20 protein-coding genes and 3 pseudogenes are annotated in these 20,725 nt (G+C 72.8%); 9 read left to right on the forward strand and 14 right to left on the reverse strand.

Annotated elements, in window-relative coordinates; all coding sequences use genetic code 11:
- Nucleotides 1–34: 34 nt before the first annotated feature.
- Nucleotides 35–652 carry a LysE/ArgO family amino acid transporter gene (locus AB0937_RS07605; protein ID WP_366710176.1) on the forward strand — a complete coding sequence of 206 codons (618 nt, stop codon included), beginning with the start codon at nt 35–37 and terminating at the stop codon, nt 650–652.
- An 82-nt stretch (nt 653–734) separates the two neighbouring features.
- On the forward strand, nt 735–2,027 hold the full coding sequence (locus AB0937_RS07610; protein WP_366710178.1) for an MFS transporter: 1,293 nt from the start codon (nt 735–737) through the stop codon (nt 2,025–2,027).
- Between the two features lie 13 nt (nt 2,028–2,040).
- Here AB0937_RS07610 and AB0937_RS07615 read toward each other — a convergent pair whose 3' ends face one another.
- The 3 genes and pseudogenes from AB0937_RS07615 to AB0937_RS07625 form a co-directional block, all read right to left on the reverse strand.
- The gene (locus AB0937_RS07615) at nt 2,041–2,496 is read right to left on the reverse strand and encodes a cyclic nucleotide-binding domain-containing protein (protein WP_366710180.1); all 456 of its coding nucleotides are present in this window, start codon (nt 2,494–2,496) and stop codon (nt 2,041–2,043) included.
- Between the two features lie 281 nt (nt 2,497–2,777).
- Nucleotides 2,778–2,960: pseudogene (locus tag AB0937_RS07620) on the reverse strand (ornithine decarboxylase); the annotation flags it as partial.
- 53 nt (nt 2,961–3,013) lie between these two features.
- Nucleotides 3,014–3,235, reverse strand: a complete 222-nt coding sequence (locus tag AB0937_RS07625) for a hypothetical protein (protein ID WP_366710182.1) — start codon at nt 3,233–3,235, stop codon at nt 3,014–3,016.
- A 266-nt stretch (nt 3,236–3,501) separates the two neighbouring features.
- Between AB0937_RS07625 and AB0937_RS07630 the strand changes: the two genes are divergently transcribed.
- The 6 genes from AB0937_RS07630 to AB0937_RS07655 all read left to right on the forward strand — a co-directional run bounded on the left by AB0937_RS07630 (nt 3,502) and on the right by AB0937_RS07655 (nt 7,736).
- The gene (locus tag AB0937_RS07630) at nt 3,502–3,936 is read left to right on the forward strand and encodes an ATP-binding protein (RefSeq protein ID WP_366710184.1); all 435 of its coding nucleotides are present in this window, start codon (nt 3,502–3,504) and stop codon (nt 3,934–3,936) included.
- A 199-nt stretch (nt 3,937–4,135) separates the two neighbouring features.
- Complete coding sequence (locus AB0937_RS07635; RefSeq protein ID WP_366710185.1) at nt 4,136–4,999, forward strand: SigB/SigF/SigG family RNA polymerase sigma factor; 864 nt, start codon at nt 4,136–4,138, stop codon at nt 4,997–4,999.
- A 31-nt stretch (nt 5,000–5,030) separates the two neighbouring features.
- A complete protein-coding gene (locus tag AB0937_RS07640) occupies nt 5,031–5,294 on the forward strand; it encodes a DUF5133 domain-containing protein (protein WP_366710187.1) in 264 nt (87 codons plus the stop codon).
- Between the two features lie 112 nt (nt 5,295–5,406).
- Nucleotides 5,407–6,264 carry an ANTAR domain-containing protein gene (locus tag AB0937_RS07645; RefSeq protein WP_366710189.1) on the forward strand — a complete coding sequence of 286 codons (858 nt, stop codon included), beginning with the start codon at nt 5,407–5,409 and terminating at the stop codon, nt 6,262–6,264.
- Between the two features lie 172 nt (nt 6,265–6,436).
- Nucleotides 6,437–7,273 carry a DUF1206 domain-containing protein gene (locus AB0937_RS07650; RefSeq protein WP_366710191.1) on the forward strand — a complete coding sequence of 279 codons (837 nt, stop codon included), beginning with the start codon at nt 6,437–6,439 and terminating at the stop codon, nt 7,271–7,273.
- A gap of 28 nt (nt 7,274–7,301) precedes the next feature.
- A complete protein-coding gene (locus tag AB0937_RS07655) occupies nt 7,302–7,736 on the forward strand; it encodes a hypothetical protein (protein WP_366710193.1) in 435 nt (144 codons plus the stop codon).
- A 72-nt stretch (nt 7,737–7,808) separates the two neighbouring features.
- Here AB0937_RS07655 and AB0937_RS07660 read toward each other — a convergent pair whose 3' ends face one another.
- The 9 genes and pseudogenes from AB0937_RS07660 to AB0937_RS07700 all read right to left on the reverse strand — a co-directional run bounded on the left by AB0937_RS07660 (nt 7,809) and on the right by AB0937_RS07700 (nt 17,422).
- Nucleotides 7,809–10,049, reverse strand: coding sequence for an FUSC family protein (locus tag AB0937_RS07660; RefSeq protein WP_366710195.1), 2,241 nt, complete (start codon nt 10,047–10,049; stop codon nt 7,809–7,811).
- Between the two features lie 84 nt (nt 10,050–10,133).
- A complete protein-coding gene (locus tag AB0937_RS07665) occupies nt 10,134–11,504 on the reverse strand; it encodes an NAD(P)/FAD-dependent oxidoreductase (protein ID WP_366710196.1) in 1,371 nt (456 codons plus the stop codon).
- A 217-nt stretch (nt 11,505–11,721) separates the two neighbouring features.
- The gene (locus AB0937_RS07670; protein ID WP_366710198.1) at nt 11,722–13,446 is read right to left on the reverse strand and encodes a SpoIIE family protein phosphatase; all 1,725 of its coding nucleotides are present in this window, start codon (nt 13,444–13,446) and stop codon (nt 11,722–11,724) included.
- A pseudogene (locus AB0937_RS07675) lies at nt 13,443–14,048 on the reverse strand (SpoIIE family protein phosphatase); the annotation flags it as partial. The gene AB0937_RS07670 and the pseudogene AB0937_RS07675, both read right to left, overlap by 4 nt.
- A 552-nt stretch (nt 14,049–14,600) precedes the next feature.
- Nucleotides 14,601–15,011, reverse strand: a pseudogene (locus tag AB0937_RS07680) (anti-sigma regulatory factor); the annotation flags it as partial.
- Nucleotides 15,011–15,451 carry an anti-sigma regulatory factor gene (locus AB0937_RS07685; protein WP_366710245.1) on the reverse strand — a complete coding sequence of 147 codons (441 nt, stop codon included), beginning with the start codon at nt 15,449–15,451 and terminating at the stop codon, nt 15,011–15,013. The gene AB0937_RS07685 and the pseudogene AB0937_RS07680, both read right to left, overlap by 1 nt.
- Complete coding sequence (locus AB0937_RS07690; RefSeq protein ID WP_366710199.1) at nt 15,451–15,870, reverse strand: STAS domain-containing protein; 420 nt, start codon at nt 15,868–15,870, stop codon at nt 15,451–15,453. The genes AB0937_RS07685 and AB0937_RS07690 overlap by 1 nt, the downstream gene beginning before the upstream one ends.
- A complete protein-coding gene (locus tag AB0937_RS07695; protein WP_366710201.1) occupies nt 15,867–16,754 on the reverse strand; it encodes an STAS domain-containing protein in 888 nt (295 codons plus the stop codon). Before AB0937_RS07695 ends, AB0937_RS07690 begins: the two co-directional genes overlap by 4 nt.
- Before the next feature lie 266 nt (nt 16,755–17,020).
- A complete protein-coding gene (locus AB0937_RS07700; protein WP_366710203.1) occupies nt 17,021–17,422 on the reverse strand; it encodes an STAS domain-containing protein in 402 nt (133 codons plus the stop codon).
- Between the two features lie 346 nt (nt 17,423–17,768).
- Between AB0937_RS07700 and AB0937_RS07705 the strand changes: the two genes are divergently transcribed.
- Nucleotides 17,769–18,143, forward strand: a complete 375-nt coding sequence (locus tag AB0937_RS07705; RefSeq protein ID WP_366710205.1) for a PRC-barrel domain containing protein — start codon at nt 17,769–17,771, stop codon at nt 18,141–18,143.
- A gap of 40 nt (nt 18,144–18,183) precedes the next feature.
- Here AB0937_RS07705 and AB0937_RS07710 read toward each other — a convergent pair whose 3' ends face one another.
- Both AB0937_RS07710 and AB0937_RS07715 read right to left on the reverse strand, forming a co-directional pair.
- Nucleotides 18,184–18,618, reverse strand: coding sequence for an ATP-binding protein (locus tag AB0937_RS07710; protein ID WP_366710206.1), 435 nt, complete (start codon nt 18,616–18,618; stop codon nt 18,184–18,186).
- Nucleotides 18,619–18,735: 117 nt separating this feature from the next.
- A complete protein-coding gene (locus tag AB0937_RS07715) occupies nt 18,736–20,634 on the reverse strand; it encodes an AMP-dependent synthetase/ligase (protein WP_366710207.1) in 1,899 nt (632 codons plus the stop codon).
- Between the last annotated feature and the right edge of the window lie 91 nt (nt 20,635–20,725).

Genomic DNA, 20,725 nt, shown 5'->3' on the forward strand with positions numbered 1-20,725 from the left:
ACCCGGTACGGTGGCCATCCGTAGCGTCGGGCCCATGACCAGCACCTTCACCGCCGGCGCCGCCGGTTTCGGCACCGGACTGTCCCTCATCGTCGCCATCGGCGCCCAGAACGCCTTCGTCCTGCGCCAGGGGATCCGCCGCCAGGCCGTCATCGCCGTCGTCGGGATCTGCGCCCTGTCCGACGCCGCGCTCATCGCGCTCGGCGTCGGCGGTGTCGGCGCGGTGGTGGTGAAGTGGCCGGGTGCCCTGACGGTGGTCGGCTGGATCGGCGGCGCGTTCCTGCTGTGCTACGGGGCCCTGGCCGCCCGGCGGGTCTTCCGGAAGGACGGCGGCGCGCTGCGCACCGAGGGGGAGGCGGCCGGATCGGCGCGCCGGGCCGTGCTCACTTGCCTGGCCATGACCTGGCTCAACCCGCACGTCTACCTCGACACCGTGTTCCTGCTGGGCTCCGTCGCCGCCGACCACGGTCCGCTGCGCTGGACCTTCGGCCTCGGCGCCGTCCTGGCCAGCCTGTGCTGGTTCACCGCCCTCGGGTTCGGTGCCCGCCTGCTGGGCCGTTTCCTCGCCAGGCCCGCCGCCTGGCGCGTGCTGGACGGCCTGGTCGCCGCCACCATGATCGTGCTCGGTGCCGTGCTCGTCGCCGGCAGCTGACCCTTCGGCCGCGGGCCGCCGCCGGGCCGGTGCGATAGTGATCCTCGCCCGAAAGATGTAACGAGCATCCAGGAAGCGGCGCGTGGACACGAGCGAGAGCACAGGCACAGAGCGGGAACGCGAACCCGAGGCGCCCCGGCGGCGTGGCCGGCGGCGCTGGGCCATGGACACCCGCCCCCTGCGCCGCCCCGCCTACCGGCGGCTGTGGGGCTCGACCGCCGTCACGGCCGTCGGCAGCCAGCTCACCGCCGTCGCCGTCCCCAAGCAGATCTACGACATCACGGGCTCCTCGGCCTGGGTGGGCGCCGCGAGCCTGGCCGGCCTCGTGCCCCTGATCGTGTTCGCGCTGTGGGGCGGGGCGATCGCCGACACCATGGACCGGCGCAAGCTGCTGCTGATCACCAACAGCGGCATCGCCGTCACCTCGCTGCTGTTCTGGCTCCAGGCCTTCGCGGGCCTGGAGTCGGTGGCCACGCTGATGCTGCTGCTCGCCGTGCAGCAGGCCTTTTGGGGCCTGAACGCCCCGGCCCGCAACGCCTCCACAGCGCGGCTGGTCCCCGATGACGAGCTGCCCGCCGCGAACGCCCTCGGCTCGACCGTGATGCAGACCGGCCAGGTGGCCGGCCCGCTGCTCGCCGGTGCCCTCATCCCCGTCATCGGGCTGCCCGAGCTGTACCTCATCGACGCGCTGGCGCTGTGCGTGACGGTGTGGGCCGTGTACCGGCTGCCCTCGCTGCCGCCCCTGGGCGGCACGGCGGTGCGACGCGCGGGCGTGAAGGAGATCGCCGCCGGTTTCCGCTACATCTCCGGGCACACCGTGCTGCTGCTGTCCTTCCTCGCCGACATCGTCGCCATGGTCCTCGGCATGCCCCGCGCCCTGTTCCCGCAGCTCGCCTCCCAGACCTACGCACCGTACGGCGAAGGGCTCGCGCTGGGCCTGCTGTTCGCGGCGATCCCCGTCGGTGCCGTGCTGGGCGGACTGTTCTCGGGCACCTTCTCCCGGGCCCGGCGGCACGGCCTGATGGTCATCGGGGCGGTGGTCGTCTGGGGCGTGGCCATCACGGGTTTCGGGCTGAGCGGCAACCTCTGGGTCGCGGTGGTCTTCCTCGCCCTCGCCGGCGTGGCCGACATGGTCTCCACGGTCTTCCGCGGGGCGATCCTGCTGTCCGCCGCGACCGACGAGATGCGCGGCCGCATGCAGGGCGTCTTCACGGTCGTCGTGGCGGGCGGGCCGCGCCTGGCGGACGTGCTGCACGGCACCGCCGGATCCGCCTTCGGCCCCCGCACCGCCGTCGCGGGCGGCGGACTGCTGGTCGTCGCGGTGATGCTGGTGCTCGCCGCCGCCGTGCCGGCGCTACGGCGCTACCGCGTCTGAGGGCCCGAAGGGTTCACAGGGCGCCGCGCCGGTGCAGCGTGTACTGCTCCATCAGCTTGCCGCGGGTCATCTCCAGCCGGTGTGCGAGCACCTCGGCGACGTTGCGCACCAGCATCATGCCGAGCTCCGGGTCCTCCCCGCACAGCCGCAGCACGGCCTCCGCATCGAACTCGTAGGCCCGCACCGGGCTGAACGCCACCGCGCCGAAGTCCCAGGTGTACGGCGGGAACAGCCACGACCAGCCGAGCAGGTCGCCCGCGCCGAGGCTGGCCACGGTCACCCGTTGCAGGGAGTTCACCTGCTGGTCCAGGGAGACGGCGCCGGAGCGGATGACCCAGAAGCGGTCGGCCCTGCCGTCCGCCTCGAAGATGCGGGCGTCCTCGGGGAAGGACACCTCCCTGGCGAGCGTCATCAGGCGCTGCCGCTGGGGCGGAGGCAGGGCGGTCAGGAGTTTGATCGCTTTGGTCATGACGCGGAGCTCCTCGCCGGGCGGTCGACTGCGGTGCTGTCCCTCACCCATTTCAGCCGCTGCCGGGGCCTTGGGCACCTCGGCGTGCGCGACTTCTTCCGACAGGCCGCCCGGGCATGAAAAAGCCCTGGCTGGACGGGGGAGACCAGCCAGGGCCGTCACACGGTGATGTACGGAGGACCAGGAGTCGACTCCGTCACCACGTATGAATGAACGGTAAACCATTCGAGGGGCGGGCGCGCACTCGGAGCCCGGGTTGCGTGACCCGTTTCACTCCCGGCTCACTGCGCGAGCACCCGCACCGTCTCCAGCTCCGGGTCCTCGGGGTCGGGCAGGTGCATGCCCGCGTCCAGCCCCGTCCGCAGGTACGCCAGCACCGGCTCGGTGAGGCGCTCGCCGGGAAGGACGGCGGGGATGCCGGGCGGATACGGCGTGATCATCTCGGCGGCGACCCGCCCGGCGGCCGGCGTGTGCCCGCGCAAACCGGGACCCGCCCGTACCCGCACCGGCCGCCCGGTCAGCCCTTCGATGCGTGCCTGCCCGGAGTCACGATCTCGTCCAGCACCCGCAGCACCGCCTCGTAGGACATCCGCCGCACGGTCGCGTCCCGGGCCCCTTGCGGGTCGGTCGCGTCCAGCTCCTCGCTCCTGGCCCGCCACGTCCGCTCCTCCTGCACCGCGCACTCCCTCGCACGCTGGATGCGCCGCAGCAGCTCGTCCGAATCCACCACATCCGTCATGCAGACCGCGTACCCGCCGAACGCGCGGAGATGGCACCGGCACCCGGCCATTCGGGGTGTTTTCCGATCCTGCGGCCGGACCGGAGGTTTGCAGGTGCGGGGAGAGGTGAGCCGAACAAGGAGACCGCGGCGTCACGCGTTGCGCGCCCCGAACGCCGCGAGCGCGTTGCGAGCAGTGGGTCCGAGGACCCGGGCAGCCCCTGCGGGCGGCCACGGTACCCGGTCCGGACCCGGTCTTTCCGTCCGTGCCGACAGGGAGCTGCAGAATGTGCGAGGAGCACATGATCGAATTCGTAGGCGAGCCGCTCGGTGCTCACCGGGCCCGGCCGTGCAAACCCGCCGAGGCGCGCCGGGCGGTGGAGCGCGCCGTGGCCGAACGCTGCCGGGCCACCCACACCCCGTGCGACACGGACGCCCTGTCCGACGCACTGCTCGTCGCCTCGGAGCTGACGACCAACGCGATACTGCACGGTGGCGGTGTCACCGACTTCCAGGTCGACGTCGACGCCCCCGGCGTCCGCGTGTCGGTCAGCGACCGCAGTGACGCCCTGCCCGTGACCGTGCCCCGCACCGACCCGCACGGACGACTGCGGCACGGCGGCCACGGCTGGCCCATCGTCTGCCGGCTCGCCCGCGACGTGCGGGTGTCGGACCTGCCCACCGGGGGCAAGTGCATCACCGCTGTCGTACCCCTGTCCTGAACACCCGTGAGCCGGCGCCGGACACATTGCAGTGCAAAGCGGAGTTTGTTCCCCCGGGGTCAGGGCAGACGCAGTTTCGTGCTTCGGACCGGAGGCGCCCCAGCGGGAGCGGTATGACCGCCCCGGAGGCCTCCAGTGGATCCGGGCGGCGTCCTTCCCGCGGTCAGTCCCTGATACCACCGTTCAGGAGCGAATCCGCATGCTCATCGAAACGCCCACCCATCGTCCCGGCACGCCCGAAAAGACGCCCCCCGCCTCCCGGCGGCGTCACGACGACGCCCCCGACACCGCCGCCCTCTTCGCCCGTATGGCGGAACTGGAGGAGGGCCCCGAGCGGGAGGCCGTCCGCGACGAACTGGTCACCCTGTGGCTGCCCATGGCCCACCGCATCGCCGGCCGCTTCCGCGACCGCGGAGAGTCGATCGAGGACCTCCGGCAGGTCGCCGCCCTGGGCCTGGTCAAGGCCATCGACCGGTTCGACCCGAGCCGGGGTGCCTTCGAGAGTTACGCCGTCCCGACCATCACGGGCGAGGTCAAGCGGCACTTCCGGGACCGTATGTGGGCCCTGCGAGTGCCCCGCCGTGTGCAGGAACTGCGCAACAAGGTGCGGGTGGCACGCCGCGAACTCACCCAGAACCCGGGCAGCCCCGAGCCGTCCGTGGCGGATCTCGCCCGCCACACCGGCCTCACCGAGGAAGAGGTCAACGCCGGGCTCGAGGCCCTCGACAGCTTCAGCACCCTGTCGCTGGACGCCGAACTCTCCACCGACGACGACGGCTACAGCCTCGCGGACACCCTCGGCGCGGCCGACTCGTCCTACGACGTCGTCGTGGACCGCGAGTCCGCCAAGGAAGGGCTGCGCCGCCTGCCGGAGCGCGAACGGGCCATCCTCTACATGCGCTTCTTCGAGGACATGACCCAAAGCCGCATCGCCGACCACCTCGGCATCTCACAGATGCACGTCTCCCGCCTCATCAGCCGCAGCTGCGCCCGGGTGCGCGACGAGGTCCTGGGGCAGCGGACGGGCAACCGGGGCACCGGCGGCCCCTCCACGACGGCCTGACCACCCGACATCACAAGGAGCGAAACCCACCATGCTGAGGCCCCACCCCGCCGCGCTGCGCCGGCTCGTCGACGAATACGAGGCCCTGGCCGCCGCCGAAGCCACCGGCGGACCGGCGGAGCAGAACCCCCGGGTCCGCGACCTGGCGTACACGCTGTGCGTGTCCACCGGCACCCGGAGCGTCGAGCGCGCCCTCGAGGCCGCTCACCAGTGGCTCGCGACCGCACCCGCACCGGTTCGCGGACCCGCCGTGCCGGCGGCGGGGCACCGCATGGCGGTCACGGAACCCGCCTAGCCCCCGCGCGCCGCTGAGCGGCGGGGAGGACGAGGCCGAACGAGGGCCCGGCCGACGGCGCGAGCCGCGGCCGGGCCCCTTCGCGCCACTGCACCGACACCCAGGGAGTTCCATGTCCACGACGGGGCAGGAGGCGGCCGCCGCCGACGGCGAGCTGGAACGCCTGCGCGCCGAAGTGCGTGAACTGCGGGCCCGCGCCCGTGTGCGCCCGTTGATCTCGCAGGCGCAGGGCGTCCTGCAGGAGCGGTACGCGCTGCAGGACGCCGAGAGCGCCTTCGCACTGATGCAGCGGGCGTCCCAGCGGTACAACGTCAAGCTGCGCACGCTGGCAGAGATGGTGGTGACGGCGCCGCGCCCCGAGGCGCGGGACGCCCCGTGGTTCCCCGGCCGCGTGCGCGGGCCGGAGCCCGACCTGACCTTCACCCGGGCGCACCGGTCCGGGTCCGGCAGCCGCGGTGCCGTCCTGAAGGCCGTCCTGGGCTCCACTCTGACGGTGGTCGGCACCGACATGGGCAACGTGCAGCTGACGGACCGGGCGCGGGGCGGGCTGAACATCGAGGAGCACACCGGCCTCACGGCCGACTTCGTCGACTTCTTCGCCCACGTCGGCGAGGACGGCACGGCCTGCGCGCAGGCCGCCCGGGACCTCGCCCAGGTCACCGTGCGTGATGTGGAGAGCGATCCGGTGTTCACCGAACCGGCCCGGCGGGCCATCCTCGCGGCGGGCAGCCGGGGGTGCCACAGCGTGCCCCTGACGACGGCGTCCGGTCTGTGCGTCGGCATGGTCTCGGCCCATGTGGACCGGCCTCTGAGCGGGCTGACGGCAGCCCAGACCAAGGCCCTCGACACCCTGGGAGGCGAGGCGGGCCGCTGGCTCGCGTGGCACGACCGGACGGTCGTCCTGGACGCCCTGGAGCACCTGCACGCCCTCGGCCGCGCCCGCCGTGGAGCACGGCTCCGGCGGTCCTGACCTCCCGGAGGAGCCGCCGGGGCCTGGGTGGTCCTGAGCCCACGGAAGGTGGGCCGGGGCTCCGGTGGTCCTGACGCCAGGAGCAGGGTACTGCAAGCGGAATCCCCTGGTCCGGGGACTGCGCGGGTGTGTGGACGCCCCCCGGGGGCATCCGGATTGCCGGGAGGTCGACATGAACACGAGTGCGATGGCACAGGGCGGTCGGTTCCGGACCCGGCGGATGGCGCAGGGTTCGGTGACCGAGGGGGCGGCACGGGCGGGCTTCGCCGCCCGGGGCGTGATCTATCTGCTCGTCGGAGCGCTGGCCCTGCAGATCGCCTTCGGCGACACCGGCCGGCAGGCCGACCGCGGGGGAGCGCTGCAGGAACTGGCGCAGAAGCCGTTCGGCGCCGTGCTGCTGTGGGCGCTGGGCATCGGGCTCGTCGGCATGGCCCTGTGGCGGCTGTCCGAAGCCCTCTTCGGCTCGATCGGCAAGGACGGCCGCAGCGCACGCAAGCGGCTGATGGCTACGGTCCGCTTCGCGTTCTACGTCTTCGTCGCCTACTCGGTGCTGACGTTCGCGGCCAGCCGCCACCAGAGTGGCGGATCCAGCGATCAGCAGTCCCGGGACGCCACGGCCAGGGCCCTGGAGATAACCGGCGGCCAGTGGCTGGTGGGCGCCGCGGGGATCGGCATCGTCGTGGCCGGCGGCTGGATCGCCGTGCGCGCGGTGCTGCGCAAGTACCACGACAAGCTCCGGCTGGGGCAGATGAGCCACCGGACGCGCCAGCTGGTGGACGTCACCGGCGTGGCCGGCGGAGCGGCCCGCGGGCTGGTGTTCGCCGTGGCCGGTGTCTTCGCCGTCCGGGCGGCCGTCGACTACGAACCCGACAAGGCCAAGGGCCTGGACGACACCCTGCGGACGTTCGCCGACACCCCGCTCGGCCCCTGGCTGCTGGTGTGCGTCGCCGCCGGACTGGTGCTCTTCGGAGTGTTTTCCTTCGCCATGGCCCGGTGGCGGCGCGTCTGAGCCGCGTTCTGCGGGGAACACGATGCCAATGAGCGATTCCGAGATTCCGCATGGCGATGGCCGGCCCGTGGACATGTACCTGGACCTCCTGCGCATCCGGATGGACACCGAGGACTACCGCCTCCTGATGCGCGCGGTGGAACCGGTCCTCGAGGCAATCGAAGAGGAACGCCTGTCCAGCCTCGACTTCGCGCTCGACTCCGGGACCGACGACGAACTGCCCCAGGAGGTCCGTGACGAGGTGGCCCTCGTCATCGCGACCGCCGTCACCGGCCGCCTGGACAACGAAGTGGTCGAACTAGACGTCGACGACACCGGCCCGGTCCGGATCGTCACGGACGCCACCACCGCGTCCGACCCGGTCCGCCTCGGCGAGATCGCCGACTACATCCGGGACCGGCACAAGCAGACCGAGGAGCTCCGGGGCATCGCCGAGGTGAGCGGACTGCCCACGGACTTCTGACGGGCAGCGGCTGCCAGGCCCGGGGACCGGACGGGCCGGACGGGGACGTGGCTCCCCGGTCCCCGGGGAGTTTCACCCCTTGGGCGCCGCCACCGGCACGTCCAGCGGCCGGGCGAGGCCGACGACAGCCTCGTCCAGCCGCTCCAGATGCCGCAGCACGCGGTCGGTGATGCGTCCGTAGCGCGGCGTGCCGGCGTCGGAGCCCAGCAGCGAGGCGATGCTCGGCCCGGTCTCGACCCGCGCGCCCGCGTGCTCGTCGGCGACCCGGGCGGCGATGGCCTCGATATTGCGAACGGTGCGCCCGGCGGCCCCGCGCAGTCGCGGGTCCGCCGCGATCGAGGGGTGCGTGGGCAGCAACTCGGCGGTCGCCGCCAGCGTCCGCGCGTGGTACGCGCACGTCTCCAGCAGCGCCACCACGTACCGGGCCGTGTGCCGCCGCGTCCGCAGCGGTGTGACCGGGTGGATCAGCGGCTGCGTGGCGGCCCGCAGATCGGCCAGCGCCTGGTCCAGGTCGCGCGCCCGGTCCAGCAGCTCGTCCGCCGGCCCGCCACTGAGCTGACCGACCGCCGCCTCGGTGACCTCGGCCAGCCGGTCCAGCACGGTCCCCAGCAGCTCGTTCGTACGGCGGTCCGTCTGCACCGGCAGGACGAGCGCCGCCGCGACCACTCCGCAGGCCGCGCCGAGCGCCGTCTCCTCGATGCGCAGCACGAGCACGTCGAGGCTGTACGTGTGCAGCAGCGTGTACAGCAGCCCGAGCATCGCGGTGACGAAGAACGACATCAGCGTGTACGACAGCGGCGCCGTATAGAACATCGCGAAGATCAGCACCAGGACCAGGGCGAACGCCGTCCAGGTGTGCTTGCCGACCAGCCCCGCCAGGACGATTCCGGCCACCACGCCGAACACCGTGCCCAGCAGCCGCCGGTAGCCCTTGACCAGGATCTCGCCCGTCGACGCGGTGTTGAGGAAAACGATCCAGCACGTCAGCACGGCCCAGTACCAGCGCTGCGTGGACAGCAGCTCGCCCCCGACGATGGCCAGCGAGGAGCCCACGGCGACCTGCACGGCCGCACGCGTGGTGGGCCGCCGCAGACCGGTCTGCTCCTCCTGCGCCGCGTCCTCGCCGCCGTCGATCGCGGCGTCCTCGGCGTCCAGTTCCTCGCGGGAGCGGGCCGTGGCGGGGGTGTCGTCCGACTCGTCCTGCGGGCCGTCCAGGGCGATCCGCAGCCCCAGCACGGCACGGGCGGACTCGCCGATGCCGCGGAAGACGTCCTGGAGGGCGGCCGACGCGGGCGGCAGGTTCTCCTCGTCCCGGTAGCCGAGGAGCCGGTTGCGCACATGGGCCAGGCCGGTGCCCGTGTCGCCGCTGCCGGCCCTCAGCACCAGGGCGTGCAGCGCCCGCAGATCGCGGCGCAGCGTGGCGCCCGCCTCGTCGGGCATCTGCGGCCCGGCGAGCGACGGGGCGGGCGCGCCCGGCAGGTGCAGGGTCAGCGTGTCGGCCCGCTCGGCGGTGCGGGCGGTCAGCAGCAGCAGGCCGAGCCGCTCCGCGGCGATCTCGGCGTCCGCGATCCTGCGCTGCACCAGCCGCGCCGCCGACTCGTCCGGAGTGCCCTCCTCCAGCCGTCCCTGGATCATCATCGCCGTCTCGTGGAGCCGGGCGGTCCCCTCGCGCACGGCCTCCAGCGCCTTGTCCATCTCGTCCGCGCGGGCGTCGAGGAGTTCGAGCTGCGCGGACACCAGCTGGGCCAGCCGGGCCCGGAAGGCCAGACGCAGCCGCATCAGCACACCCGTGGGCGTCGCGGGCACGACCGCGAAGCGCATCAGGGCGCTGGAGCAGAACGCCAGCGCCATGGCACCGCACAGCTCCGGCAGGGTGTCGACGGTGGCGCCGACGAACAGGGACAGGAAGTAGATCTGGAAACCGATCAGCCCGAGGGCCGTGCCCCGGTCGCCGAACCGGCGGCCGTAGACCGCGCAGAAGATCAGGACGACGAAGAACGCGTCACCGACGACGAGCCGTGAGTTGAGGACCGCGCCCAGGGACACCGAGGCCAGGGCCACCGGCAGTCCCAGCGCGAGCGTCACCGCCTGCGCGCCGAGCTGCTTCTCCCGGATGGCGAACGTGGCGACCATCGCCGCCATGGCCCCCGCCACCAGCAGATGCACATCGGCCCGCAGCAGGGAGAGCACGGCCAGCGTGAGGACGATCGCGCCCACCGTCCGCAACCCGGCCGTCAGACGCAGCAGTCCGGGGTCGGACGCCGCGATCCGGTCCCGCAGCCGTGCCCGCACCGCGCGTCCCGCTGCCCTCACGCCGCCGCACTCTCTTCCGACTCACACCAAGATCCGTATCTCAGCATGACATGCGCCGGGCGGACGCTCCCGTCCGGCCCGTTCCTACTCCGGCCCGCCGGACCCCCCGACCTGCGCCCGCACCTGCTCCGGCGTCAGATAGGCGTCGGTGTACTCGAAGTCCTTCAGCCGCGCGGCCTTGCGGGCCTGGAACCCCGTCCGTACGAAGTCGTCACCGGCGACCGCGTTGAGCAGCCAGTTCGTCATCACCCGCGTCTTGGCCACGTTGGTGCGCAGCGCCGACCAGTGGTAGCCACGGGCCACGGCCTGGGCGGGCAGGCCGCGCAGTTCGATGCCGAGCGGCTTGGAGACCGCGTCGGTGCCGCCGAGGTCGACGACGAGCCCGAGGTCCTTGTGGACGTACGGCTTCATCGTCCGGCCGCGCAGCGACGCGATGACGTTGTCGGCGACGTGCCTGCCCTGCCGCAGGGCGTGCTGCGCGGTGGGCGGGCACATGGCCCCGTCGCCCTTGGCCAGATCGGGCACCGCGGCCGAGTCGCCGAGGGCGAACACCCCGTCCTCGCCCGGCAGATTCATCTGGGGAGCGACGGCGAGGCGCCCCTTGACCGTCTCCGCGCCGAGCGTGGCGATCAGCGGGCTGGCGACGACACCGGCCGTCCAGATGAGCGTGCGGGTCGGGATGACCCGCCCGTCGGTGAAGGTGACCTCCTCGGGGCCGGCCTTCGCGATGGAGGTGCCCAGCGAGATCTCGATGCCCCGGCGGCGCAGGATCTCCTGCGCGCTGCTGCCGAGCTTCTCGCCGAGCTCCGGCATCAGCTTCGGCGCGATGTCGATCAGATGCCACTTGATCAGACCCGGGTCCAGGCGCGGGTAGCGCTTGACCGCCGCGTGCGTCAGCCGCTGCAGGCACGCCGCGGTCTCGGTGCCCGCGTAACCGCCGCCGACCACCACGAACTGCAGCCGCGAGGCCCGCTCCACGGGGTCCTGGCTCGCGTCGGCCAGGTCCAGCTGCGAGATGACGTGGTCCCGGATGTACGCCGCCTCGGCGAGCGTCTTCATCCCGAACGCGTGGTCCGTCAGCCCCGGGATGTCGAAGGTCCGGGTGATGCTGCCGGGCGCCAGCACGATGTAGTCGTACGGCTCGTTGACGATTTCGTCGGTGATCGTGCGGATCACGCAGACCTTGGACTTCAGGTCCACGCCGATGGCGCCGCCCGGAATGATCCGCGTGCGGTACTTCTTGCTGCGCCGCAGGGAGACCGCGATCGACTGCGGCGTCAGCACGCCGGAGGCGACCTGGGGGAGCAGCGGCAGGTAGAGCTGGTAGGCGAACGGCGTCACCAGAGTGACGTCGGCCTCGTCCGGGGAGAGTTTCCGTTCCAGACGGCGGACGCACTCCACGCCGGCGAAGCCTGCGCCAACCACCAGGATCCTGGGTCGTGTCACGGTGTTCATCCCTTTCTGCGGCTCCAGGCGGTCTGCCTCGAACGCCTTCCGACTGCCCCTGGATCGCTGGTTCGCACCCTTTCGATCCCAGCGGGTGTCCGGCCGGCGCGCCAGCCGGACGCGGCAGGCAGACGAACGCGTCGATCACCACCATGCCCGCACCGTGGCCGAAAAGCACCGGGCGGGAGTGAAGAACGCGTGCACACCGGGCCGGCCGGATCCGCCGTCAGGACTCCACGCGGCCTTGGAAATGACACAGCAACAGACACACGTCGTCGTCCCGCTCGGAATCGCTGAGCAGCGGGTGCAGCAGCCGGTCCGCCGACCCCTCCAGGTCCGCGTCCAGCTCCGCCGACCGGAACCCGCCGAGCGCCGATGCCAGCCGCCCGATGCCCGGGTCTATGCCCTGCGCACGCCGCTCCACCAGCCCGTCCGTGTACAGCGCCAGGGTCGAGCCGGGCTCCAGCTCCTCCGTGTGGTCGGCGATCTCCTGGGTGAGCGGGATGCCGAGCATCGCACCCGGTTTGGCGTCGAGGGTGCGCACGGTGCCGTCGGGCAGGCGCAGCACCGGCGGCGGATGCCCCGCGGCGGCCCACGTCAGCGTGGGCTCGTCCGGGTGGAACCGGGCGATGACGGCGGTGGCGTACAGGTCCGGCTGGAGATGGTGCAGGAACCGGTGCAGACGCGTCAGCAGCCGGCCCGGGCTGTCGCCGTCGACGGCGTACGCCCGCAGCGCGGTGCGCAGCTGGCTCATCATGACCGCCGCGTGCAGCCCGTGGCCGGTCACGTCGCCGATGACGGTGATGAGCCCGCCGTCCCGCTGGGGGAACGCGTCGTACCAGTCACCGCCGATGTTCAGTCCGTGGGTGGCCGGAAGGTACCGTGCCGCCAGACTGAGGCCGGGCGTGGTCGGCAGATCCGTCAGCAGGGCGCGCTGGAGCGTCTCGGCGATGTCCCGGTTGTGCTCGAAGCGCCGGGCGTTGTCGATCGCGATGCTGGCCCGCCGGGTGAGCTCGATCAGCATCACCGCGTCGTCCGGGTCCCAGCGCTCCCCGGGCGGTGACAGCGTCAGGACCCCCAGCGGAGCCCGGCGCGTCGGCAGCGGCACGCACAGCAGCGGCCGTCCCGGGTCCAGGGCCGACGGCGGCTGGTCCTCGACGCCGGGCAGGTTGCCCGGATGGTCGGCGGCGTACTGGGGCCGCCCGGTACGGGCCGCGACCACAGCCGCCGCCGGATGCGCCGGCCGGTGCTCCTCCTCCTCGTGGTCGAACAGCCAGACGTCGACGCTGCGCGCGTACTCCGGCACCAGCAGGTCCGGCAGCCGGCGCACGATCTCCTCGTGGTTCAGCGACGCCGTCAGCACGGCGCTCGCGTCCGCGAGGAACGTCAGCCTGCGCCGGGCGCTCTCCGCCTCGTTGCGGGCACTGCGCTCGGCGGCGAAGGCCTCCCGCTGGGCCCGTCCGGCCGCGTCCAGCTCGGCGTGCAGCGCCAGGACGCCCTGGTTGGTCTGGTGCAGCTCCTCACGGTGGAAGAGGACCAGATCCTCCTGCTCGGCGAGTTTGTCCAGCACGACGGCCGTGTCCTCGTCGGCGCCGAGCAGCGCCTCCGACAGGGCGGCGGGGTCGTCGGCGACGGTGCCGTCCTCGGTGGCCTCGGCCGACTCCGGGCAGGGGACCGTGACCTCCCAGAGCGGCTCGCCGGCGGCGCAGGCCTCCGGCGAGGGGGTCACCGTGACGTGCAGCAGACCCTCCTCCACGGGGGAGCCGGCCAGGTCCATGGTGAGCCGCCAGGTCCCGCCCTTGGTGAGGCACTGCCGCAGGTGGGCGCTGAGGCCGGCGGCGAGCCGGGTCCGTTCGACGGTAGGCACACCGTACGCGGCGGCCAGGCGCGCGAGCGAGATGCGGGCGCGGGCCGCGTCGGTGACGGTGGTGATCTGCCAAGTGCGCATCATGGGCGTTCCGGCGGGTTCGAGGTCAGCACGGCCACGGCGGTGTCGTCCCGCACCGGTCGGGCGGGACTGCTGGCGTCACGTATCGCCACGGCGGCCGTCACGGCCGGGTCGGCCGCGTGCAGACCGGGGTCGGACGGCGGCGTCCAGCGGCTGGGCAGACCGTCGGTGTGCAGGATCAGCACCGGGTCGCCCACCCAGGCGGCCTCCTCCTCCCGGAGGGTGCCGGGCCGGTGGACCCCGACGATGCCGGGCCGCGACAGCAAAGGGCGCCAGGTGCCGTCGGTGCGCAGCCGCGCCCCGACGTTGCCGATGCCGGCGAACCGCAGCCGCCCGGCCGTCAGGTCGAGCTGGGCCAGGGCGACGGCCGCGCCCCGCGTGCCCTGCAGCGCGTCGTGCAGCCGCCGCAGCGACTCGGCGGGGGAGAGGCCGGCCCAGCGGTACAGGGCCGTGACCGCGGCCGACGAGGCACGGGCGGCCTCCGGCCCGTGCCCGAGACCGTCCGCCAGCATCAGCGTCACCCGGTCCCCGGCCCGGACCCACGCCCAGGCGTCCCCCGAGTACTCGGCTCCGCCGTAGGGGATGTTCACCCCACCGGCCCGCACACCGGACAGGGTCGAGGCACGGTTCTGCGCGGTGGCTCCGGAGGCCGGGAGACCGCGGACCGGCGTCCCGCGGTGATCCCACAGGCCGGTCCGCGGGCCGCCGTCCGCGACCTCGCCGTCCGCGGCACGGCGCTCCGGTTCCGTCGCACGAGCCGGATCGTGCGACGGTGCGCCGGCATCGACGGGACCGTGGGCCGGTGCCGTCCGGTGGGCGGACTCGTTCTCCGGGGCCCCGGGGTGCGCGGGGCCGTTCACCGGTGCCCCCGGCGTCGCCGGTGCTGCCGGTGCGACGGTGGCCGGGAGGCCGTAGCCGGGCGCTCCGTAGGGCCCGTGATCGGTCCCCTGCGTACCGCCAGCCGGATGTGCGGGGCCGCCAGGAGCCCCCGGGGCATGTCCGGCCGAGCCCGCCGCACCGCCCGAAGCCGCCGCGTGGCCCGTCAGACCGCCGCATGCCACCGTGCCGAACGGCGGTGCGCCGCCCGGCCACTGTCCCCCGGCGGTGACACGGCCTCCGGGTCCGGCCGGCCCTTCGATGCCGCGCGGCGTCGAGCTCACCCGGGCGACCGCGACCGTGCCGCGGCCGGGGACGCTGTGCAGGGCGAAGTCGTCGGAGAGGCGCTGACACGTGCCGAGGCCCGCGCCCAGGGAACGGGAGGTGGAGAAGCCGTCGCGCAGCGCCGCGGGCACGTCGGGGATGCCCGGGCCGTGGTCGACCGCGGCGATCTGCACCACCCGTGCGTCGGCCCGGTCCTCCCGCGGCACCGGCGCCGCGACGACATCGATGAGCACCTGACCGCCCTCGGCGTGCTTCAGCAGGTTCGTGGCGAGCTCGGTCGCGATCAGCGCGGCCGCCGCGGTACGCCGCTCGTCCAGCCCGGCCAGCGCCGCGGCGTCCTCCGCCGCGACCCGCGCATCGCGCACCCGGGTCGAGTCGCGCACCGGCACGTCCCACACGCGTGGCATCAGACCTCCTCGCGCGGACGCGGCGGCCGGCCCACCCAGCACGTCACCCGCACCGTGGTGCCCGAGCCCGGCGTGGTGTCGATGTCGAAGTCGTGCACCAGGCGCCGCGCACCGCTCAGCCCCATCCCCAGACCACCACCGGAGGTGTAGCCGTCGCTCAGCGCCTGATCCAGGTCGGCGATGCCCGGCCCCTCGTCCGTGAAGGCCAGCCGCAGCCCCCGTGCACCGGCACTGCCGACCTGAGTCGCCTCCATCTGTCCGCCACCGCCGTGCACCAGGGTGTTGCGGGCCAGCTCGCTGGCCGCGGTGACGAGCTTGGTCTGGTCCACCAGTCCGAAGCCGAGCCGGGCAGCGGCCTGCCGTACGTGTTGTCGCACCCATACCAGGTCCATGTCCGACCGGATGGGCAGGCAGGCCTCCACGCCCGAGGCGGTGTGCATCACGGACTCTCCTGACGCGGGCTGCCGTAACGGGCCGCCGGGGTCCGCTGCGTGAGTAGCTCCATCCCCGCCTCGGTACTGAGCGCGGTGCTCAGCCCCGGCAGCGTCAGCCCCAGTTCGACCAGCGTGATGGCGACCGCCGGGCGCATGCCGGCCACCACGGTGCGCGCGGCCAGCAGCTTGGCCTGGGTGGCGATCTCGGCCAGCACCCGGCCGAGGAAGGAGTCGACGATCTCCACACCGGAGATGTCGATGAGGACCCCGCGCACCCCGGTACGGGAGATGGTCTCGGCGAGGTCCTGCTGGAGCTGCTGCGCCGTGCTGTCGTGCAGGTCCCCCTGGAGCGTGACCAGCAGGACGTCGCCGAGCCGGAGCACCGGCACGTGGCCGGTCACGGGTCGGGGATGAGCGTCGTTCACCGCTGACCCGCACCCGGGGTGACGATGTCCGCGCCGAGCTGGTGCAGTGCGTACCCCAGCGCGTCGGAGAGGCTCGCGCGGGTGATCACGTCCAGGTCCAGGCCCAGGTGCACGATGGTCTGCGCGATGGCGGGGCGGATGCCGGAGACGATGCATTCCGCGCCCATGAGGCGGGCCGCGGCGACCGTCTTCATCAGGTGCTGCGCCACCAGCGAGTCGACCGTCGGGACGCCGGTGATGTCGAGGATCGCGAACCGCGCGTGCTGCTCGACGACGGCGTTCAGCAGCGTCTCCATCACGATCTGGCTGCGGGCGCTGTCGAGCGTGCCGATGAGCGGCACGGCCACGATGCCGTCCCACAGCCGGATGACGGGCGTGGCCACCTCCATCAGCTGCAGCCGCTGCCGGTCGCTGAGCGCCTGCCACTCGCTGAGCGCCGTCTGCATGGCCACCAGCCGCAGGGTTCCCATCAGCACGGTCAGCGCGGTCGAACACGCCCGCAGGTGCTCGGGCGTCGCCTGCGTCAGATCGGCGGCCAGCAGGTTGTCCACGGGCGGGCGCAGGGCGGCCAGCTCGCTGGAGACCTGAGTGTTGCTCAGCCCGGCACGGGAACGGGCCGCGCCCATCCGGCCCAGCTGCTCGCGCACGGTGCTGAACCCCGCGGCGTCGGGATCCTCCACCTGATCCGAGTCGGCCACCTGGGCCAGCGCGTCCACGACGGCCTTGCCCGCTTCCACCGCCTCGTCGCGCGAGACGGTGAACACGGTGCGGAACAGGGGCTCGTCCGCCCACCGCTGGGCGATCTGCTCACGCCGGCGGTGCAGGAAGTCCCTGACCTCGTGGGTGGGCGTCGCGAGCTGTCCGTCCGCTTCGTGCTCCGGCACCTGGTTCTCTCCTCATCCGCGTTGCGTCGACCGAGCCCGCTTCTGGCAACGAGACGGCGATGTGACACTTGCCGGGCGACAACTCTAACCATGCGCCGACCTCGTACGACACCGGCTCCGGCGCAAGCGATCCGGTCCGGGGACAACGGCGGTTGGCGCCGCCGTCGCCGGTGTGCGAGGGGTGAGCCGTCGTTTCGGGCAGGGCGGAGCGGGGGACCGCGCCGCCGGGCATCTACGGCGCCGGGCCCGGGGGGACGCTGTGACGGTCAGACGCTCTGTTCCCCCGGCTCCCCGGGGTACTCCGGCCCCTGGTCGGCACGGGCCAGGGCCTCGTCGACACTCTCCGATATGGGCACGGTGATGCTGACGCCGGTCAGGTCGAGGATGCGCCGCACGGCCGGCGTCGGATTGATGACGTGCACACTGCCCTCGGTCTTACGGGTCTCCTGGTACACCCGCAGAATGATGTTCATCCCGGACGAGTCCATGAAGGGCACGGACGAGAGGTCGAGCAGGAAGTGCCGTCGGCCGTGGTGGAGTTGGTTGGCCAGATGGGCCTGGAACTCGGTCGCGGTGTCGACGTCCAGGTAGCCGTCGACCGTGATCAGGGCCACGTCCTCCCGGGGCAGTTCGACTTCCACGGACAGCGGGTTCTGGGCGAGGGGCACGGATACCTCCAACAAGTGCTACGGCCTGGGCTGGTCACCTCTGGGGATGACCGCGGTGCGAGGGGGTCCCGGTCGTTCTCCGGACTCGAATGCCGTTTCTCATGCGCCTCCCTTCGCTGACGGGCTTCGGATGTCACCGCGCCCCCGCGATTACCCCGGAAACCACCCTCCATGCACCCTCGTCCGAACTTCACCGGGGACCGGCCGCCGGAAGTCCCGTGCGGTAGCAGGTGTGTGCGCCGAATGCGCTTGCGGCAGCAGGGTAATTGCTGCTGTGGAACGGGGCGGGCACGGGCGTCCGCCGGAGGAATCGCGATCAGCACATCGCCAGGGAGGATGGGACAGCGTGGCCATCGACAGCATCTGGTCGTACGCGCCGGACAGCGGTCACAGCGAAGGGCAGGACCTGACCGGGTTCGCGGTCGCCGCGACCGACGGCACGATCGGGCACGTGGACCGGGAGGCCGCCCCGCACGACATGCGGCACCTGGTCGTCGACACCGGCGTGTGGGTGTTCGGCCGCAGCGTCCTGGTGCCGGCCGGAGTCGTCACCGGTATCGACACACAGGGGAGGAAGGTCACACTGGCCTGCAGCAGGGCGGATGCCAAGGAGGCCCCCCGCTTCCAGACCGACAGTGAGACGAGGGACCGGGAGTACCTCCGGGCCGTGGGTGACTACTACTACGACCGGCTGCCGCCTCGCGAGACGGCCACGGTCTGAGCCGGTCACGGGCGCGCGACGCGCCCGTGCCGCTCCCGGCTCACCAGGGCATGAACACGTGTACGTCCTTGCCCCGGGCGTCCGCCACCACGCTGACCTGGTCGCACAGTGTGTGGATCAGGTGCCAGCCGATGCCCCCGCCACCGCTGCGCGGATCGAAGGGGCGAGGGGCGGGCTCGGCGGTGCTGGTGTCGCGCAGCACCACATGCACCCCGTCGAAGGTCCGGCGCATCCGCAGCGCGAACGGACCCGGGGCGTACTGGACCGCGTTGGCGGCCAGTTCCGTCACCACCAGCAGGATGTCGTCCCAGTACTCGGGGGCAGAGGGCGGGGAGGAGCGTGCCAGATCGCGCAGGAACTCCTCCGCGGCCAAGCGCGCACCAGTTACGTCATGCGGCTCGCCCACGAAGCTGTTCGTGCGGCTCGGGATCTCCTCGGAGGTCAGGGCGTCGTCCCCACGCGGCTCGGTTGACATATCGCCTTTCCGGCCCGGGCGTCAGCTAGGGCTGTCGTCAGGGCTGTCGTCCTTTCTCTTGCGTCGCCACTGTTGCGTGTTCCCGAGGGGACGTGGCCTACGCGTCCGGCCGCACGCTCAGCGGAACACATTGTCGGAATCCTCCCAGCTCGACGGTTCGTCCTGAGGGCTCGGCCGCCCGGGACGCCTACGGGACTGGTACATCGCGTCGATCTCGGAAGCGTAGTGCCGCACGATCTCGTCCCGGCGCAGCTTCATCGACGGTGTCAGCAGACCGTTGGTCACGTCGAACGCCTCCGGCAGGACCCGGAACACCCGGATCGACTCCGAGGGCGACACCACGCTGTTGGCCGCGGCCACGGCCCGCGCGACCTCCTCGCGCAGCGCGTTCTCCTCCCGCGCCTCCCGCATCTCGCCCTGCAGCGCCAGCCCGGCCCGCCAGTGGGCGAGGAAGTCCGGATCCAGCGTGATCAGGGCTCCGACACAGGGCCGGTTGTCCCCCACGACCACCGCCTGGTGGATGAGCGGATGCATCCGCAGCCGCTGCTCCAGGGCCAGTGGGGCGACGCTCTTGCCGCTGCTGGTGATGATGATGTCCTTCTTGCGGCCGGTGATCGTCAGGTAGCCCTCCGAGTCCAGCCGCCCGAGGTCCCCGGTGGCGAGCCACCCGCCCCGCAGCGCGGCCCGGGTGGCGGCCTGGTCGCCCACGTACCCCTGGAACACCGACGGTCCGCGCACGAGGATCTCCCCGTCCTCGGCCACCTGGATCTCCGTCCCCGGCAGCGCCTGACCCACTGTCCCTGACTTCTCCCGGCCCAGCGGCTGCATCGTCACCCCGCCGGCGGTCTCCGTCAGGCCGTAGCCGTCGTGCACGTAGATGCCGATGCCCTCGTAGAACAGGGAGAGGTCACGGCTGAGGGGGGAGCCGCCGGACGTCGCCCGATGCACCCGTCCGCCCAGAGCCGCCCGCAGCCTGCGGTACACCGTGCGCTCGTACAGGGCGTGCTGGAGCCGCAGGTCGAAGCCGGGTCCGCGGCCGCGGCCCAGCCGCTGGCGCTCCAGGGCCGCGGCGAAGTCCCGGGCGGTGCCGGCGGCCCGTTCGAACAGCGCGCCGTGACCCGCCTGCTGCGCCGTGCGCAGGAAGTTCTTGTAGATCTTCTCCAGGACCGAGGGGACCACGTAGAGGTGCGTGGGCCGGAACGAGCGCAGCGCCGACGCCAGCGCCTCCCCGCCCAGATCGGCCTGGTGGCCCATCAGCAGCCCGCCGCGCACGCACAGCCCCTGGATCATCAGCCCGTAGACGTGGGAGAAGGGCAGGAAGGCGAGCACGGAGCCCTGCTCCCCGCGCGGCGCCGCGGTGTGCCCCCAGCCCTCGAGCAGGGTGTCGCAGGGGGCGGCCAGGTTGCGGTGGCTGAGCGCGCAGCCCATGGCGTGGCCGGACGTGCCCGAGGTGTAGGCGATGACCGCCGTGGAGTCCGGCAGCACGATGCGGCGCATCGAGTCGACCGTGGCGATCGGGACGAGTTCCCCCCGCACGGTCAGCTCCGCGAGGGCGCCCGCGTCCAGCTGCCAGACGTGGCGCAGCAACGGCAGCTGGGCGCACACCGAGCCGACGGTCATGACGCCCTGCTCGTCCTCGACGACCACGGCCACGCACCCGGCGTCCCGCAGGATCCACTCCACCTGGTCGCGCGAGGCCGTCGGGTAGACCGGGACGACCTCGGCGCCCACGGCCCACAGCGCGTAGCACAGGATCGTCCACTCGAACCGGGTGCGGGCCATGATCGCCACCCGGTGGCCCGGCGCGATCCCCGAGGCGATCAGCCCCTTGGCCACGTCCACCACCTCGTCACGCAGCTCGATCGCCGTCACCTCCTCCCACGCCGAGGAGGCAGGGTCGGCCCGCCGGGCGAGCAGCAGCCTGGTCGGTTCGCGGTCCGCCGTCTCGAAGACGCTGTCGGCGAGCCCGCCGGTCAGGGGCGCCACGGCCGGGGGAGCGAGGGCGAGGTCGCGCATGCACTGCTCCTGACATGTACGGGGTGTGACATTGCCGACGGGTACCGTCATCGGCGGTGCTCGAATGTAGTCGAGTCGGAACCCTTCGGGG

The organism is Streptomyces sp. NPDC047880 (genome assembly GCF_040706515.1).
GTDB lineage: Bacteria > Actinomycetota > Actinomycetes > Streptomycetales > Streptomycetaceae > Streptomyces.